At 74.9% G+C, this 15014-nt stretch carries 10 protein-coding genes and 1 pseudogene; 4 read left to right on the top strand and 7 right to left on the bottom strand.

Annotated features, from left to right (window positions below):
• A pseudogene (locus tag V6V16_RS27085) lies at window positions 1–1089 on the bottom strand (GGDEF domain-containing protein); the annotation flags it as partial.
• A gap of 247 nt (window positions 1090–1336) precedes the next feature.
• On the opposite strand from V6V16_RS27085, the gene V6V16_RS27080 reads away from it, so the two are divergent.
• Window positions 1337–1714: a PH domain-containing protein gene (locus V6V16_RS27080; RefSeq protein ID WP_334566637.1), complete on the top strand. Its 378-nt coding sequence runs from the start codon at window positions 1337–1339 to the stop codon at window positions 1712–1714.
• A gap of 15 nt (window positions 1715–1729) precedes the next feature.
• Here V6V16_RS27080 and V6V16_RS27075 read toward each other — a convergent pair whose 3' ends face one another.
• Complete coding sequence (locus V6V16_RS27075) at window positions 1730–2656, bottom strand: 2-hydroxyacid dehydrogenase (RefSeq protein ID WP_334566635.1); 927 nt, start codon at window positions 2654–2656, stop codon at window positions 1730–1732.
• Between the two features lie 185 nt (window positions 2657–2841).
• Here V6V16_RS27075 and V6V16_RS27070 point away from each other — a divergent pair, with 185 nt between their 5' ends.
• The 3 genes from V6V16_RS27070 to V6V16_RS27060 all read left to right on the top strand — a co-directional run bounded on the left by V6V16_RS27070 (window position 2842) and on the right by V6V16_RS27060 (window position 7532).
• Window positions 2842–4656 (top strand): SpoIIE family protein phosphatase, encoded by a 1815-nt coding sequence (locus V6V16_RS27070; protein ID WP_334566632.1) that lies wholly within the window; start codon window positions 2842–2844, stop codon window positions 4654–4656.
• Between the two features lie 68 nt (window positions 4657–4724).
• On the top strand, window positions 4725–5900 hold the full coding sequence (locus V6V16_RS27065) for a PQQ-dependent sugar dehydrogenase (protein WP_334566631.1): 1176 nt from the start codon (window positions 4725–4727) through the stop codon (window positions 5898–5900).
• Between the two features lie 57 nt (window positions 5901–5957).
• A complete protein-coding gene (locus V6V16_RS27060; protein ID WP_334566630.1) occupies window positions 5958–7532 on the top strand; it encodes a metallophosphoesterase in 1575 nt (524 codons plus the stop codon).
• A 583-nt stretch (window positions 7533–8115) separates the two neighbouring features.
• Here V6V16_RS27060 and V6V16_RS27055 read toward each other — a convergent pair.
• From V6V16_RS27055 to V6V16_RS27035, 5 genes are all read right to left on the bottom strand, one after another.
• The gene (locus V6V16_RS27055) at window positions 8116–10473 is read right to left on the bottom strand and encodes a transketolase-like TK C-terminal-containing protein (protein WP_334566628.1); all 2358 of its coding nucleotides are present in this window, start codon (window positions 10471–10473) and stop codon (window positions 8116–8118) included.
• A 168-nt stretch (window positions 10474–10641) separates the two neighbouring features.
• A complete protein-coding gene (gene gatB / locus V6V16_RS27050) occupies window positions 10642–12138 on the bottom strand; it encodes an Asp-tRNA(Asn)/Glu-tRNA(Gln) amidotransferase subunit GatB (protein ID WP_334566627.1) in 1497 nt (498 codons plus the stop codon).
• 13 nt (window positions 12139–12151) lie between these two features.
• Window positions 12152–13627, bottom strand: a complete 1476-nt coding sequence (gatA, locus tag V6V16_RS27045) for an Asp-tRNA(Asn)/Glu-tRNA(Gln) amidotransferase subunit GatA (RefSeq protein ID WP_334566626.1) — start codon at window positions 13625–13627, stop codon at window positions 12152–12154.
• Entirely contained in the window at window positions 13624–13929 is a 306-nt protein-coding gene (gatC, locus tag V6V16_RS27040; RefSeq protein ID WP_088970168.1) for an Asp-tRNA(Asn)/Glu-tRNA(Gln) amidotransferase subunit GatC, read from the bottom strand. The genes gatA and gatC overlap by 4 nt, the downstream gene beginning before the upstream one ends.
• Window positions 13930–14083: 154 nt before the next feature.
• On the bottom strand, window positions 14084–15014 hold a 931-nt coding region (locus tag V6V16_RS27035), incomplete at its 5' end, for an EAL domain-containing protein (protein WP_334566623.1).

Below are 15014 nucleotides of genomic sequence, written 5' to 3'. Positions count from 1 at the left end.
GGCGTCCGGGCCCGCCGTGCGCTCCGGATCGGCCCAGCCGGCCGGGTCCGGCGGGCTGGCTGCCGCGCTCGCCGCGGCCACCGCACCCGCCGGGACCGTCGTGCTGCCCGGCCCCGCCGTGCGGTGCCGGGCCGGCGGCGGGGCGTCCGGAGCGGCGGGGGCCGCCGGGTCGCCCGCCCGGAGCAGGTCACGCAGCACCAGCGGCGGGGCCACCGCGAGCGCGAGCAGGACCGCGGTGGCGTCCGGCGGCCCGCCGGTGTGCAGCTGCCAGCCGGTGGCCGCCACGGCCGCGCCGGCCGGGACGACGGCCCGCGGCCACACCCGGGGCGGCGCCTCGGGCGGGTCCGGCTCGGCGCGGGCCACCCGCCGCGCCCCCGCCGCCGTCAGCAGCACGCCACCCACCAGCGGGGGCACGGCCAGCAGCACCTGCCGGTCCCGCGCGGCCTCCGTCGGGAACGCGACCAGCAGCACCAGGCCGAGCAGGGCGAGCGCGGCCCCGGCCCGGCAGCGGGCGACGCCCGCCCGGCGTCGTCGCCCGGTCAGCGCGGTGAGCACGCCGATCGCGAGCCCGGCCACCGCCACCGCCACGGCCAGCCGGCCGGGCGGGTCGAGGCGGTCGCGGGGCAGCAGCAGCCAGCCGGCGAGCACCAGCCCCAGGCCGGCGGCGGTCACGTCGAGGGCCCGGCGCAGCCGGACCCGGGCGGGCGGCCGGGGCCCCGGCTCCGCCCGGGGCAGCCCGGCCGCGAACAGCGCGGTCGTGCCGGCCAGCCCGGCCAGGGCGGCGGCCGGCCGTTGGGCCGGATCGACCAGCGGAAGGCCGGCGGCGGTCAGCCCCGCCGTCACCACCGCGGCGTCGAGCAGCACGGCGACGCGGGCGGGCGAGGTGGCCCGCCGGCGGGCCGACCGGGACCGGACGGGCGCCGGGCCGGCGGCCGGTGCCACGCCGGCGGCGAGGCGGGATAGCCGGGTGCCGGCCAGCGCCGAACCGGCGGCGCCGGCCAACGCCACCACGGCCAGGGTGGGCACCCGGCCGGCCAGGCCGGCGAGCAGGAGCAGCGTGACGGCGGCCAGGACGAGGCCTTCCGGCACGGCGGGACGGGGAACGGACGCGCGTTGCGGGTACGCGAGGGGCACGGCGGTCGCCTTCGTGAGGGGGCACGGGCGGTGCGGCGGTGCAGGGCGCGGATCACTGGCGGGTCCGCTGCCCACCACCCGCCAACGAGCGAACACGAGAACGGTGACGCCGGCTCGGCAGTGATCCCCGTCACTGACTCCTCCGGGGCGGCCGGCGCCGCCCGGCGCGTACCGGGGCCGGCGTGGGTGGGATCATCGGGGGGTGAGCAGCTCCGACACCGTCCACTTCCGGCACAACCAGGCGATCCTGGCCGCCGCGATCATCGCCTTCTTCGGTGCTCTGCCCCTGGCCGGTGCCCGCTGGTACCTGCTCCCGGTGCTGCTCCTCCCGCTCGCCGTGGCGCTCTGGGCGTGGCGGGCCGGCACCGACGCGGACGCCCGCGAACTGCGCCTGCGGGCGCTCCTGGGGCAGCGCCGGATCAGCTGGGAACGGGTCACGGAGCTGGCCGCCGATCCCCGCGGTCGGGCGGTCGCCCGGCTCGACGACGGCCGGGCGGTGCCGCTGCCGGCCGTACGGGGCAGCGACCTCCCCCGACTGCTCTCGGTGACCGGCCGGAGCCTGCCCGGCGCGGCCGGCTGAGCCCGCCGCGCCGGCTCAGTAGCCGTCCACCACCGTGTTGATCAGCGGCTCACCGGCCGCGAACCGCCGCACCTGCTCCCCGACCAGTCGGTACGCGCGCGGCAGCAGGCCACGTACCGAGCCCGCGACGTGCGGGGTGAGGAGCACGTTCGGCATCGTCCACAGCTCGTGGTCGGCGGGCAGCGGCTCGGGATCGGTGACGTCCAGCGCCGCCGAGATCCGCCCGGTACGCAGCTCGGCGACGAGCGCCGCGGTGCGGGCCACCGGCCCCCGGGCGGCGTTGACCAGCAGCGCGCCGTCCCGCATCGCGGCGAGGAATTTCTCGTCGACCAGCCCCCGGGTCTGCTCGGTCAGCGGCACCAGCAGCACCACCACGTCGGCCTCCGGCAGCAGCCGCGGCAGCTCGTCGACGCCGTGCACCCCCTGCTCCGGTCGGGCCGTCCTGGCCACCAGGGTGAAGCTGACCTCGAACGGCGCGAGCCGGTCGCGTACCGCCGTGCCGATCGAGCCGGCCCCCACGATCAGCACCCGCTTGCCGGTCAGCTCGTCGGTCGGGGCCACGTCGTCGTACGCCCAGGCGCGCCGGGCCTGGGCACGGGCGAGGGCGGGGAAGGCGCGCAGCTGGGACAGGATCGCCGTGACGACCCACTCGGCGGTCGACGGGTCGTGCACCCCCCTGGCGTCGCAGAGGGTCACGCCCTCGGGGACCCGGCCGGCCCACGCGTCCGCCCCGGCGGAGAGGAGCTGCACCACCGCCAGGTCGGGCAGCTCACGTACGAGCGCGGTGGCGTCCCCGCCGGACAGGAAGGGCGGCACCCAGAACCGGACGTCGGCCACCCCGGAAGGGAGCCGGGAGACGTCCTCGGCCACCTCCACCGTGACCTGTGGCGGCAGCTCGCCGAGGAGCGCGGGACCGGACCGGTGCGGGATCCATACCTTCACGCCCGCCGACGATAGGCCCACGGCGGGGTCCCGGGCCCGGCGGGGCGGCTCCCGACACCCGAACGTGCCGGCCCGGGCGTCGTGACCAGCGTGACGCTGCGGCGACCCGGGCGGATCCGGTCGGGACGAGGTATAAGGGAGGACCGGAGCGCCGGTCGGCCTCCGCCCTCACGGACAGGTGGTCAATGACCGACGGCTCCCGCGAAGACGCCCCCCAACGGGCCGACCCCGCCCCGGCGCTACGCGACCCCGACCGGCTACGCGCCCTCGCCGAGACCCGGCTGACGTCCGCCCCCGACGAGGCGTTCAACCGGTTCGCCCGGCTGGTCGGGGACCTGCTCGACGTGCCCGTGGCCCTGGTCTCCCTGGTCGACGCCGAACGCCAGTTCTTCCCCGGTGAGGTGGGGCTGGGGCAGCCGTGGGCCGCCCGGCGGCAGACCCCGCTGAGCCACTCGTTCTGCCAGCACGTCGTCGATCTCGGGACCCCGATGGTGCTGCCGGACGCCCGGCTGCACCCCGCCGTCCGGGACAACCTCGCCGTCCCCGAGCTGGGCGTGGTGGCGTACGCCGGGATGCCGCTGACCGACCTGGAGGGACGGGTCCTCGGGTCGCTCTGCGCGATCGACGACAAGCCCCGCGACTGGACTGCCGAGCAACTGCGGACCCTCGCCGACCTGGCCGCCGCCTGTTCCTCGGAGCTGCGGCTGCGGATCGCCCTGGGCGGCGCCGAGCAGGCGCGGCGACGGGCCGAGGACGCCAACGGCCGGCTGGAGCTGCTCGCCGGGCTGGCCGGGACCCTGGCCGGCACGCTCGACGTGGCCACCGCCCTGCGGCACCTGCGCGACACGATGGTGCCGCTGCTGGCCGACTGGTCCCTGGTGACCCTGGTCGGGTCCGACGGGGCGCCCCGGGACGTGACCGCCGCGCACCACGACCCGGCCCGCGCCCCGGACGTCGCCCGCTTCGCCGAGCTGATGCGGACGGGGCTGAGCCCTCACTCGATCACGCGGGCGGTGCTGCGCACCGGCCGGCCCGTCCTGGGCAGCGACGCGACCACCGCCGACGTGCGGCAGGGCACCCTCGGGTCGGAGATGCCGGAGATCGCCGCCCGCCTGGGCTTCTCGTCCCACCTGAGTGTGCCGATCATCGACGCCGGGCGGGTGCTCGGCTGCATCACCCTGATCAACGGCCCGCGGCGTCGGCACTTCGACGACAGCGACCTGCTGATCGCCGAGGACATCGGCCGGCGGACCGGGCAGACGATCGGCAACAGTCGGATGTACGGCGAGCAGCGGCACGTCGCACACGTGCTGCAACACAGCATGCTGCCGCAGCTGCCCGACACCGACGACCTGGAGCTGGCCGCCCGCTACCAGCCGGCGGCGGACCGGGTCGAGGTCGGCGGCGACTGGTACGACGCCTTTCGCCAGCCCTCGGGCGAGCTGATCGCGGCGATCGGCGACGTGGCCGGGCACGACATCGAGGCCGCCGCGACCATGGGACAGCTGCGCAACCTCGTCCGGGGCAACGCGTACGGCCGTCCCGACACCGTCGGCGAGCTGATGAGCCGCCTGGACGAGACGATCCGCGGGCTGCGCATCCCCGCCGCGGCCACCGCGACCCTGGTGCGGCTGCGAGCCGACGACGCCGGCGGCCAGCGGATCACCTGGTGCAACGCGGGCCACCCCCCGCCGCTCGTGGTCCGCGCCGGGGGCTCGGTGGAGATGCTCGCCGGGATCCCCGAGCCGCTGCTCGGGCTGAACCGGCCGGTACGCCGCACCAGCCGACACGCCCACCTGGCAGCCGGCGAGACCCTGCTGCTCTACACCGACGGCCTCGTCGAGCGGCGGGACCGGTCCATCGACGAGGGGATGACGGAGCTGGCCGACCGGCTGGTCGGTACGGAGCGGCTGCCGCTGGGCGAGCTCTGCGACCTGCTGCTCACCGCCGCGCCCCACCGGGAGGACGACGTCGCGCTGCTCGCCGTCCGCGCGATCTGACCACGCCGCGCGGATCGGTCCGGTCCGTCGGCCCCGGTGGGACGCCCCGGCGGGCTACCCTGGGCCGGATGAGCGCCCGTCCCCCGTACCCTCGCATCCGCCGTCCGCGGACGGCCCTGGCGGCCTCGTGCGTGACGCTGCTGCTGGCGGCCGCCGGTTGCAGCTTCGGCGAGCCGGAGCCCGACCCGGCCGGTGAGCCGCCCACCTTCCCGACCCCGTCGGTGACGGCCGGCGCGGGCGGCGTCGGCCAGGAGGTGGTCACCACCGTGCTGGCGAAGGGCCTGCGGGTGCCGTGGGCGATCGCGTTCCTGCCCGACGGCGCGGCGCTGGTCACCGAGCGGGACAGCGGGCGGATCCTGCGGGTCGGCCCCGAGTCGGGGCCCGACGGGCTGAAGGTCACCCCGGTGCAGACCGTCCCCGACGTGGCGGCCTCCGGCGAGGGCGGGCTGATGGGCATCGCCGTCTCGCCCGACTACCAGCGCGACAAGTCGGTCTTCGTCTACTACACCACCGAGCGGGACAACCGGATCGCCCGGCTGGAACTGGGCGGCACGCCCGCCCCGATCCTCACCGGCATCCCCAAGGCGGGCATCCACAACGGCGGCGGGCTCGCCTTCGGCCCGGACGGCCTGCTCTACGCGAGCACCGGCGACGCCGGCGACCGGCCGCAGGCGCAGGACGCCAAGCGTCTCGGCGGCAAGATCCTGCGGATCACCAGGGACGGCAAGCCGGCGCCGGGCAACCCCTTCCCGAACTCCCCGGTCTGGTCGCTGGGCCACCGCAACGTCCAGGGCCTCGCCTGGGACCCCGGCAAGCGGATGTACGCCGTCGAGTTCGGCCAGAACACCTGGGACGAGATCAACCAGATCGTCAAGGGGCGCAACTACGGGTGGCCGCAGGTCGAGGGGCGCGACGACGACAAGCGCTTCGTCAACCCGATCGCCCAGTGGCCGACGTCGGACGCCTCCTGCTCGGGGTTGACCGCCACGGACCGGGTGCTCGTCACGGCGTGCCTGCGCGGCCAGCGGCTCTGGCTGGTCGAGCTGACCGACACCGGCACCGTGCTGGGCCAGCCGCGCGAGCTGCTGACCGGCCGGTTCGGGCGGCTGCGGGCGGTCGCCGCCGCACCGGACGGCTCGATCTGGGTGAGCACCTCCAACCACGACGGGCGGGGCGACCCGGCACCCGAGGACGACCGGCTGCTCCGCCTGGTGTTCGCCGGCGGCGGTGCCGGCCGGAGCTGACGCACCGGCTGTAGCGGGTTTCCCAAGATCGCTCAGTGGGCAGGTCAGAATCTCAGCATGGACGGCCAGGAGAACGAACAGCACGCGGAGCGGGGCGAGGAAGCCCCGGCGACCGGTCGTGCCCGGCGACCGGTACGCCGGCGCGATGACGGCGACCGGCCCGGCCCCCGGGCCCTGCGCTCGACCGGGGTGACCTTGGCGGTGCTGCTCGTCGCCCTGGTCGGGGTGGTGATCGGGGTGCTCGCCGGCGGCAGGGTGAACACGGAGATCGGCCCGTTCCAGGCCGACCTCGCGGTCGCGCCGGCGATGAGCGGCGGCACCACCGTCGACATCCCGCCGCTGGGCGCGCTGCTGCTCGACAGCCACGACGGGCCGACCCATCTCACCGTGGAGCTGGGCGCGCTGGACCAGAGCCGCACGGAGGCGCTGCTCGACGACCCGGCAAGCATCAACCGGGCGAGCCAGTCGGCCGTGGACGACGTCCGCGAGGGCGTGCTGCGGCTCGGCCTGCGGACCCTCGCCTCGGCGGTGCTGGTGACCCTGCTGCTGGCCCTGCTGATCTTCCGTGACGCCCACAGAGCGGCCTGGGCCGGCGGGCTGGCGCTGGTGGTCACCGCCGGCAGCCTCGGCACCGCCGCGGCGACCATCCGGCCCCAGGCGATCGAGGAGCCGCGCTACGAGGGGCTGCTGGTCAACGCCCCCGCCATCGTCGGCGACGCCCGTCGGATCGCCAACGACTACACCCGGTACGCCGAGCAGCTCCAGCGCATCGTCGGCAACGTCAGCCAGCTCTACACCACCGTGTCCTCGCTGCCGGTCTACGAGCCCGCCCCCGGCACGACCCGGGTGCTGCACGTCTCCGACATGCACCTCAACCCGACCGGCTGGCAGCTGATCCGCACCGTCGTCGAGCAGTTCGGGATCGACGTGGTGATCGACACCGGAGACATCACCGACTGGGGCAGCGAGCCGGAGGCTTCCTACGTCGGCTCGATCGGGCTGCTCAAGAAGCCGTACGTCTACATCCGCGGCAACCACGACTCGGGGCGCACGGCGGCGGCCGTGGCGCGCCAGCCGAACGCGATCGTGCTGAACAACACGACCACCACGGTCGCGGGCCTGACCATCGCGGGTATCGGCGATCCCCGGTTCACCCCCGACAAGAACACCTCGCCGGCGGGCAGCGGCCTCACCCGGCAGGTGGCCGACCAGGTGATCGGCGTCGGCGAGCAGTTGGCCGGAACGGTGCGCAGCTCGCCCCGCCCGGTGAACATCGCGCTGGTGCACGATCCGGCCTCGGCCGGCCCGCTGTCGGGCGCCTGTCCCCTGGTGCTCGCCGGGCACACCCACGACCGGCAGGTCTCCCGGCTGCCGGAGGTGCCCGGGCAGATGCCGACCCAACTGATGGTCCAGGGGTCGACGGGCGGCGCCGGGCTGCGTGGGCTGGAGGGCGAGAAACCCACGCCCCTGTCGATGACGGTCCTCTACTTCGACCAGGACAAGCTGCTCCAGGCGTACGACGACATCACCGTGGGGGGCACCGGTCAGGCGCAGGTCAACCTGGAGCGGCACGTGGTGGAGGACCCGAAGGCCGGCGTTACGGCCCCGGTGACCCCCACCCCGACCCGCTGATCCCCCACGTACGCCGCCCGATCGACCGCATCGGGCCTGACCCCGTTCCCGTTGCACCACGCTCCCCGGGTGGGTGCCTCTGCGCGGATGCCCCTGCGCGGCTGCCGCAGCCCGCTCGCCGCACGATCACGAAGAGTAACGGTCTCCGCGCTCGGCCCGTCCCGCCCTCGGCCGCTTTGCTCTGCAGCCAGGGACGCAACAGTTGCCGTGCGTAGCGGCGCGCTGACGATGGCCAGATGGCGCGATCTACGTCGTTGCAGGCCGGGAGCGTGGCGCGTCTGTGGCTGCAGAGCAAAGGGAGCGAGAGGGCACTGGCGTAGCCGCAGGCGGCGTCACGCTCCGCAGCCTCGGGCGATGGTCACTCTCGGTGCGCCTGACGCGCGTGGCCGGCGGCTGGTTCCGCGCCGGGCGACCCTCCGGAGGCCGCAGCTCGACCGGCGATCCCGCGACCCCGTGCCAGCTCGGAGGCGGCAAGGGTCCCATCCCCCTGCTCCGGTGCCCACGCCCGGCACGGCCGTCGACCCAACGTCGCCCCGGACCGCCCCGGACCGCCCGGACCGCCCGGACCGCGGCGGACACCCGCTCAGCGTAGGGAGAGGGCGGCCAGGGCGGCGTTGACGATGCTTCCCGGCAGCAGGTCGTGCAGCTCGTACAGCTCCTGGACGGTGCCGGACTGGCCGAACTCGTCGACGCCCAGCGGCACCGCCGGTGCGGCGAGCGCCGAGCCGAGCCAGGCCATCGCGTGCGAGGCGGCGTCGTGCACCGTCACCACCGGCACCCGGTCGGCGAACGCCGTACGCAGCGCGCCCGGCACGCTGGGCACCGTCGCCGTACGGACGCCCTGGCGCAGGGTGCGCTGCCAGGCCCGGTAGAGCCGGTCCAGCGAGGTCACGTCGACGACGTGCGCGGCGACGCCCTCCTCGGCCAGTTCGGCCGCCGCCGCGAGCACCTCCGGCAGCACCGCGCCGGAGGCGGCCAGCTGCACCACCGGGGCGTCGGCCAGGTGCGGGTGTGCCGCGTGGGCGTCCACCAGCCGGTACGCCCCGGCGACCGCCTGCCGCCGCAGGACCGCGTCGCCCAGCCGGGCCCGGGCCGCCTCGAACGGCGCCTGGTCGATCGGGCGGGTGCTGAGGCGGAAGTAGTACGCGCCGTCCTCGGCGGGAGCCGCCGTCGCCGAGGGGGCCGCCCCGCCGGCGATCTGCCCCAGCGCGTCGCAGAGCAGCCAGTCCAGGGTGGTCGCGTACGCGGGTTCGAGGAACGTCACCCCGGGCAGCTCCAGGCCCACCGAGGCGGTGATGGTCGACTGGTGGGCGCCGCCCTCCGGGGCGAGCGTGACGCCCGACGGGGTGCCGGCGACCACGAACCGGGAGCCCGAGTAGGTGCCGTACAGGAACGCGTCGAGCCCGCGCAGCACGAAGGGGTCGTAGACCGTGCCGACCGGCAGCAGCGGCTGCGCCGACAGGTCCCAGGCGAGGCCGAGCTGCCCGAGCAGCAGGAACAGGTTCATCTCCGAGATGCCCAGCTCGATGTGCTGGCCGGCGGGGCTCTCCGTCCAGCGCAGCATCCGGTCCTCGTTCCAGGAACGCTGCTCCGTCGGGGCGAAGACGCCGGTCTTGTTGATGAACCCGGCCAGGTTGGTGGAGGTGGCCACGTCCGGCGCGGTGGTGACCAGGTAGCGGCCCACCTCCGGGTTGCGGGCCAGCTCGACCAGTACCCGGCCGAAGACCTCCTGCGTCGAGATCGGCTTGTTCGCGCGTACCCGCGTGGTCTCCGGGACGGTGACTCCCAGCGCCCGCTCGCGGGGCGCGCGGGACAGCGCCTCCCGACGCTCGCCGGCCCGGATGCCGGCCGGCGACGCCGGGTCCAGGCGGTCCCACTCGGTCTCCCGCGTCAGCCCGTGCGCGGTGCGCAGCGCGTCCACCTGCTCGGTGCCGAGCAGCGCGGAGTGGTTGCGCGGATTGCCGGCGATCGGCAGCCCCCACCCCTTCACGGTGTACGCGAACACCACGCTGGGGCGGTCGGTGACCGCGTCGCACTGGGCGTACGCGTCGAGCAGCGCCGCCATGTCGTGCCCACCCAGGTCGGTGACGAGCGGCCCCAGCTCGTCGTCGCCGATGTCGGCGATGAGCGCCTCGATCCCGTCGGGCGCGCCGTCGAGGAACCGCTTGCGCAGCGCCGGACCGGTGAGCCCGAACAGCGACTGGTACTGCTCGTTCGGCATCGCGTCGATCCAGTCGCGCAGCGCCCCGCCGCCCGGGCGGGCGTACGCCTCGGCGAGCCTGCGGCCGTACTTGACCTCGACCACGTGCCAGCCGGCGGCCTCGAACTGGCCGCGCCACTGGTTGATCCGCACCCCGGGCACCACCCGGTCCAGCGACTGCCGGTTGAAGTCGACCAGCCACATCACGTTGCCCAGTCCGGTGGTGGCCGGGTCGGCCACCGCCTCCCAGATGTTCCCCTCGTCCAGCTCCGCGTCGCCGATCAACGCGACGAACCGGGAGTGCGGGCGGGCGCCGAAGTGCGCGTCGACGTAGCGGCGGGTCGCCGCGGCGAAGAGCGGCGCCGCCGCGCCGAGCCCGACCGAGCCGGTGGAGAAGTCGACCTCGTCGGGGTCCTTGGTGCGCGACGGGTACGACTGGAGTCCGCCCCGGGCGCGCAGCCTCGGCAGGTAGGAGCGGTCGAGGTTGCCCAGCAGGTACTGGATGGCGTGGAAGACCGGCGAGGCGTGCGGCTTGACCGCCACCCGGTCCTCGGCGTCCAGGTGCGCGAACCAGAGCGCGGTCATCGCGGTGACCAGGGAGGCGCTGGACGCCTGGTGCCCGCCCACCTTCACCCCGTCGCCGGTGTCCCGGTCGTGGTTGGCCGCGTCCACGATCCGGGTGGCGAGCCAGAGCACCCGCCGCTGGATCTCGTCGAGCACGTCGAGGTCGGTACGGTTCACGGTCGACTCCAGGGGTCCGGCGCGTCACCGTTGACGGCCGGTCGGGGGCGGGCGGGTCGCGCGGGGGTACGCAGCCGCCGCGCACGACGGGCGTACGCGGCGGCTCGGTGGGTGAGGAGGGGCACCTTCCCACGCGGAAGGCGTCAGGAGGATGCCCCTTCTCGTACGTCAGGCGGCGCCGAGGCGCTCCAGGATCAACTCGCGGACGGTCTTGGCGTCGGCCTGGCCGCGGGTGGTCTTCATGACCGCGCCGACCAGCGCGCCCGCCGCGGCGACCTTGCCGCTGCGGATCTTGTCGGCGATGTCCGGGTTGGCGGCGATCGCCTCGTCCACGGCGGCGGTGAGCGCGCCCGTGTCGGAGACGACCTCCAGGTTCCGGTTGGTCATGATCTGCGTCGGCGAGCCCTCGCCGGCCAGCACGCCCTCCAGGACGGTGCGGGCCAGCTTGTCGTTGAGCTTGCCGGCGTCGACCAGGCCCTGGAGTTCCGCGACCTGCGCCGGGGTGGCCCCGACGTCGGCCAGCTCCACGCCGGCCTCGTTGGCCCGGCGGGAGAGTTCACCCAGCCACCACTTGCGGGCGCCGGCCGGCGTGGCGCCGGCGGCGATCGTGGCCTCGATCAGCTCGACCGCGCCCGCGTTGAGCACGGACTGCATGTCCGCGTCGGAGAGGCCCCACTGCTCCTGGAGGCGGCGCCGGTGCAGCCGGGGCAGCTCGGGCAGGGCGGCCTTCAGCTCGGCTACCCAGGCGGTGTCCGGCGCCAGCGGCACCAGGTCGGGCTCCGGGAAGTACCGGTAGTCCGTCGCGGTCTCCTTGGACCGGCCCGGCGTGGTGTCGCCGGTGTCCTCGTGGAAGTGCCGGGTCTCCTGGGTGATCCGGCCGCCCGCGTCGAGCACGGAGGCCTGCCGGATGATCTCCGACCGGACGGCCCGCTCGACCGAGCGCAGCGAGTTGACGTTCTTGGTCTCCGTCCGGGTGCCCCACTCCTCGCCGGGCAGGTTGAGGGAGGTGTTGACGTCGCAGCGCAGCGACCCCTCCTCCATCCGCACGTCGGAGACGCCCAGCGAACGGATCACGTCGCGCAGCTCGGTGACGTACGCCCGGGCCACCTCGGGGGCCAGCGCGCCCGTGCCGGGGACCGGCTTGGTGACGATCTCCACCAGCGGGATGCCGGCCCGGTTGTAGTCGACCAGCGACTCGGTGGCGCCGTGGATGCGCCCGGTGGCACCGCCGACGTGCAGCGTCTTGCCGGTGTCCTCCTCCAGGTGCACCCGCTCGATGCCGATCCGCACCAGCTCGCCGTTCACCTCGACGTCCAGGTAGCCCCCGAAGCACAGCGGCTCGTCGTACTGGCTGATCTGGAAGTCCTTCGGCATGTCCGGGTAGAAGTAGTTCTTCCGGGCGAAGCGGCACCACTCGGCGATCGAGCAGTTCAGTGCCAGGCCGATCCGGATGGTCGCCTCGATGGCGGCCTTGTTGGCCACCGGCAGCGAGCCGGGCAGGCCCAGGCAGACCGGGCAGACCCGGGTGTTCGGCTCGCCGCCGAAGTCGGTCGGGCAGCCGCAGAACATCTTGGTGTTCGTGCCCAGCTCGACGTGGGTCTCCAGGCCGATCACCGGTTCGTAGCGCGCGACGACCTCGTCGTACGCGGGCAGTGTCGTCGTCATCTGAGCTCCTGCCTCACAGTGCCGGTGGGGTGAACGTGCCGACGACGCTCTCCAGCGCGGCGGCGACGCGGTACATCCGGTCGTCGGCCATCGTCGGGGCCATGACCTGCAGACCGACCGGCAGCCCCTCGGAGAGGCCGCAGGGCACCGAGATGCCCGGCCCGCCGTACAGGTTCGTCGGGATGGTGAACAGGTCGGCCAGGTACATCTGGTACGGGTCGGCGGTGCGCGCCCCGAGCGGGAACGCCACGAACGGGGTGGTCGGCGAGATCAGCGCGTCGACCCGCTCGAACGCGGCGGTGAAGTCCCGGGTGATGAGCGTACGGACCTTCTGGGCCTGCCCGTAGTAGGCGTCGTAGTAGCCCGACGAGAGCGCGTACGTCCCGATCATGATGCGGCGCTTGACCTCGGCGCCGAAGCCGGCCTCCCGGGTCAGCGACATGACCTCCTCCAGCGAGCGGTTGCCGTCGTCGCCAACCCGCAGGCCGAACCGGACGCCGTCGAACCGGGCCAGGTTGGAGGAGGCCTCGCTCGGGGCGATCAGGTAGTACGCCGGCAGCGCGTACGTGAAGTGCGGGCAGGACACCTCGACGATCTCGGCGCCCAGCTTGGCCAGCGTGTCGACCGACTCGCGGAACGCCGCCGTCACGCCCGGCTCGACGCCCTCGGCGGCGAACTCGGTGACGATGCCGAGCTTCACGCCGCTCAGGTCGCCGGTCGCGCCGCGCCTGGCGGCGGCCACCACGTCCGGCACCGGCTGCGGGATCGAGGTGGAGTCGCGCGGGTCGTGCCCGCCGATCGCCTCGTGCAGCAGCGCCGCGTCCAGCACGTTACGGGCGCAGGGGCCGGGGGTGTCCAGTGAGGACGAGAACGCCACCAGACCGTAGCGGGACGTGCCGCCGTAGGTCGGCTTCGCGCCGACGGTGCCGGTGACGGCGCCGGGCTGGCGGATCGAGCCGCCGGTGTCGGAGCCGATCGCCAGCGGCGCCTCGTACGCGGCCAGCGCCGCGGAGCTGCCGCCGCCCGAGCCGCCCGGAATGCGGCTGAGGTCCCACGGGTTGTGCGTCGGCCCGTACGCGGAGTATTCGGTGGAGGAGCCCATCGCGAACTCGTCCATGTTGGTCTTGCCGAGCATCACCGTGCCGGCCGCGCGCAGCCGCTGCACGATCGTCGAGTCGTACGGCGGGCGCCAGCCCTCCAGGATCTTCGACCCGACGGTGGTCGGCACGCCCTTGGTGGTCAGCACGTCCTTCACGGCGATCGGCACGCCCGCCAGCGGGCCCAGCTCCTCGCCGGCGGCGCGCCGGGCGTCGACCTCGGCGGCGGCGGCGAGCGCGCCCTCGGAGTCGACGTGCAGGAACGCGTTCACCCGGTCGTCGACGGCGGCGATCCGGTCCAGGTGGGCCCGGGTGACCTCGACGGCGGAGGTCTCACCGGAGGCGACGAGCCCCGCGATCTCCGTCGCGGTCATTCTGGTCAGGTCGGTCATGACGCCACATCCTCATCCAGGATCCGCGGTACGCGGAACCGCTGCTCCTCGGCGTCGGGCGCGCCCGACAGCGCCTCCTGCGGGGTCAGCCCGGGCACCACGACGTCCTCGCGCAGGACGTTGGTCAGCGGGACCGAGTGCGACGTCGGCGGGATGTCCGCCGCGGCCACCTCGCCGACCTGCGCGACCGCCTGGAGGATCACGTCGAGCTGGCCGGCGAAGGTGTCCAGCTCCTCCTCCGTGACGGCGAGCCGCGACAGCCGCGCCAGGTGCGCGACCTCCTCGCGGGAGATGGCAGCCATCGGTGCCCCCTTCGTGACGGTGCTGCGGGTCGGACCGGGTGTCGGCCGCGCGGCCGATGGTGCGTGACGCGCGGTGACCGGAGCGAGTCTATTGTTCCGTCCCGGCGGCGCGTCCCCGACTCCCCCTCCCGCGCGGCGGGCCGGCGGCCGGGCGTCAACGGGCGTGCCGGCGGGGGATCTCCGCGTCGGGGCTCGGTGTCGGACGCACCGGCCGGTAGCGGGCCAGCCAGCCGACCAGTTCCTCGGCCGGCATCGGCCGGGCGTAGAACCAGCCCTGCGCCGCGTCGCAGCCGGCCGCGTGGAGCATCCGCCAGGTGCGCTCGTCCTCGACGCCCTCGGCGACCACCCGCAGCCCGAGCGCCTTCGCCAGTTCGATCGTCGACCTGACGATCGCCGCGTCGTCGGCGTCCTCGGCCATGCCCAGCACGAAGGAGCGGTCCACCTTCACCTCCGACAGCGGCAGCCGGCGCAGGTGTTGCAGTGAGGAGTATCCGGTGCCGAAGTCGTCGAGCGAGATGCCGACCCCGATCCGGTGCAGCCGGGTGATGGTGGCCAGCACCCGGCGCGGGTCGGCCATCAGGGCGCCCTCGGTGATCTCCAGTTGCAGCCGCTGCGGCGGCACGCCGTACCGGGCCAGCCGGTCGGCGATCTGGTCGGCGATCTCGCCGGTGTGCAGGTCCCGCACGCTGACGTTGAGCGCCGCCGGCAGGGCCAACCCGGCCGCCGCCCACCTGGCGAGCTGTTCCACCACGTCGTCCACCACGCGGCGGGTGAGCAGCCGCATCACGGCGCTCTGCTCGGCGACCCGGATGAGCTCCTCCGGGTCGACCATGCCCCGGCGCGGGTGCCGCCAGCGCAGCAGTGCCTCCACGCCGACCACCTCGCCGGTCGCGATGGCGACCTGGGGTTGGTAGTACATGGTTATCTCGCCCGCGTCGGCGACCGGGTCGGGCTCCGCGACGTGTCGGGCCGCGTCGGGCCGGGCGCCCGGTCGACGGGCGGGAGCGCGGCCGGCACCGCCGGCGCCCGGACGGTCGTCGCCCGACAGGCCCGGTCGGCGGGCGGCCGCGCCGCCCTGGCCGCCC

It is taken from the genome of Micromonospora sp. CPCC 205561 (genome assembly GCF_036906775.1).
In the GTDB taxonomy this organism is placed as follows: Bacteria; Actinomycetota; Actinomycetes; order Mycobacteriales; family Micromonosporaceae; genus Micromonospora.
Note: the sequence above shows the minus strand (reverse complement) of the source record. Positions and strands in the feature narration are given on the sequence as shown.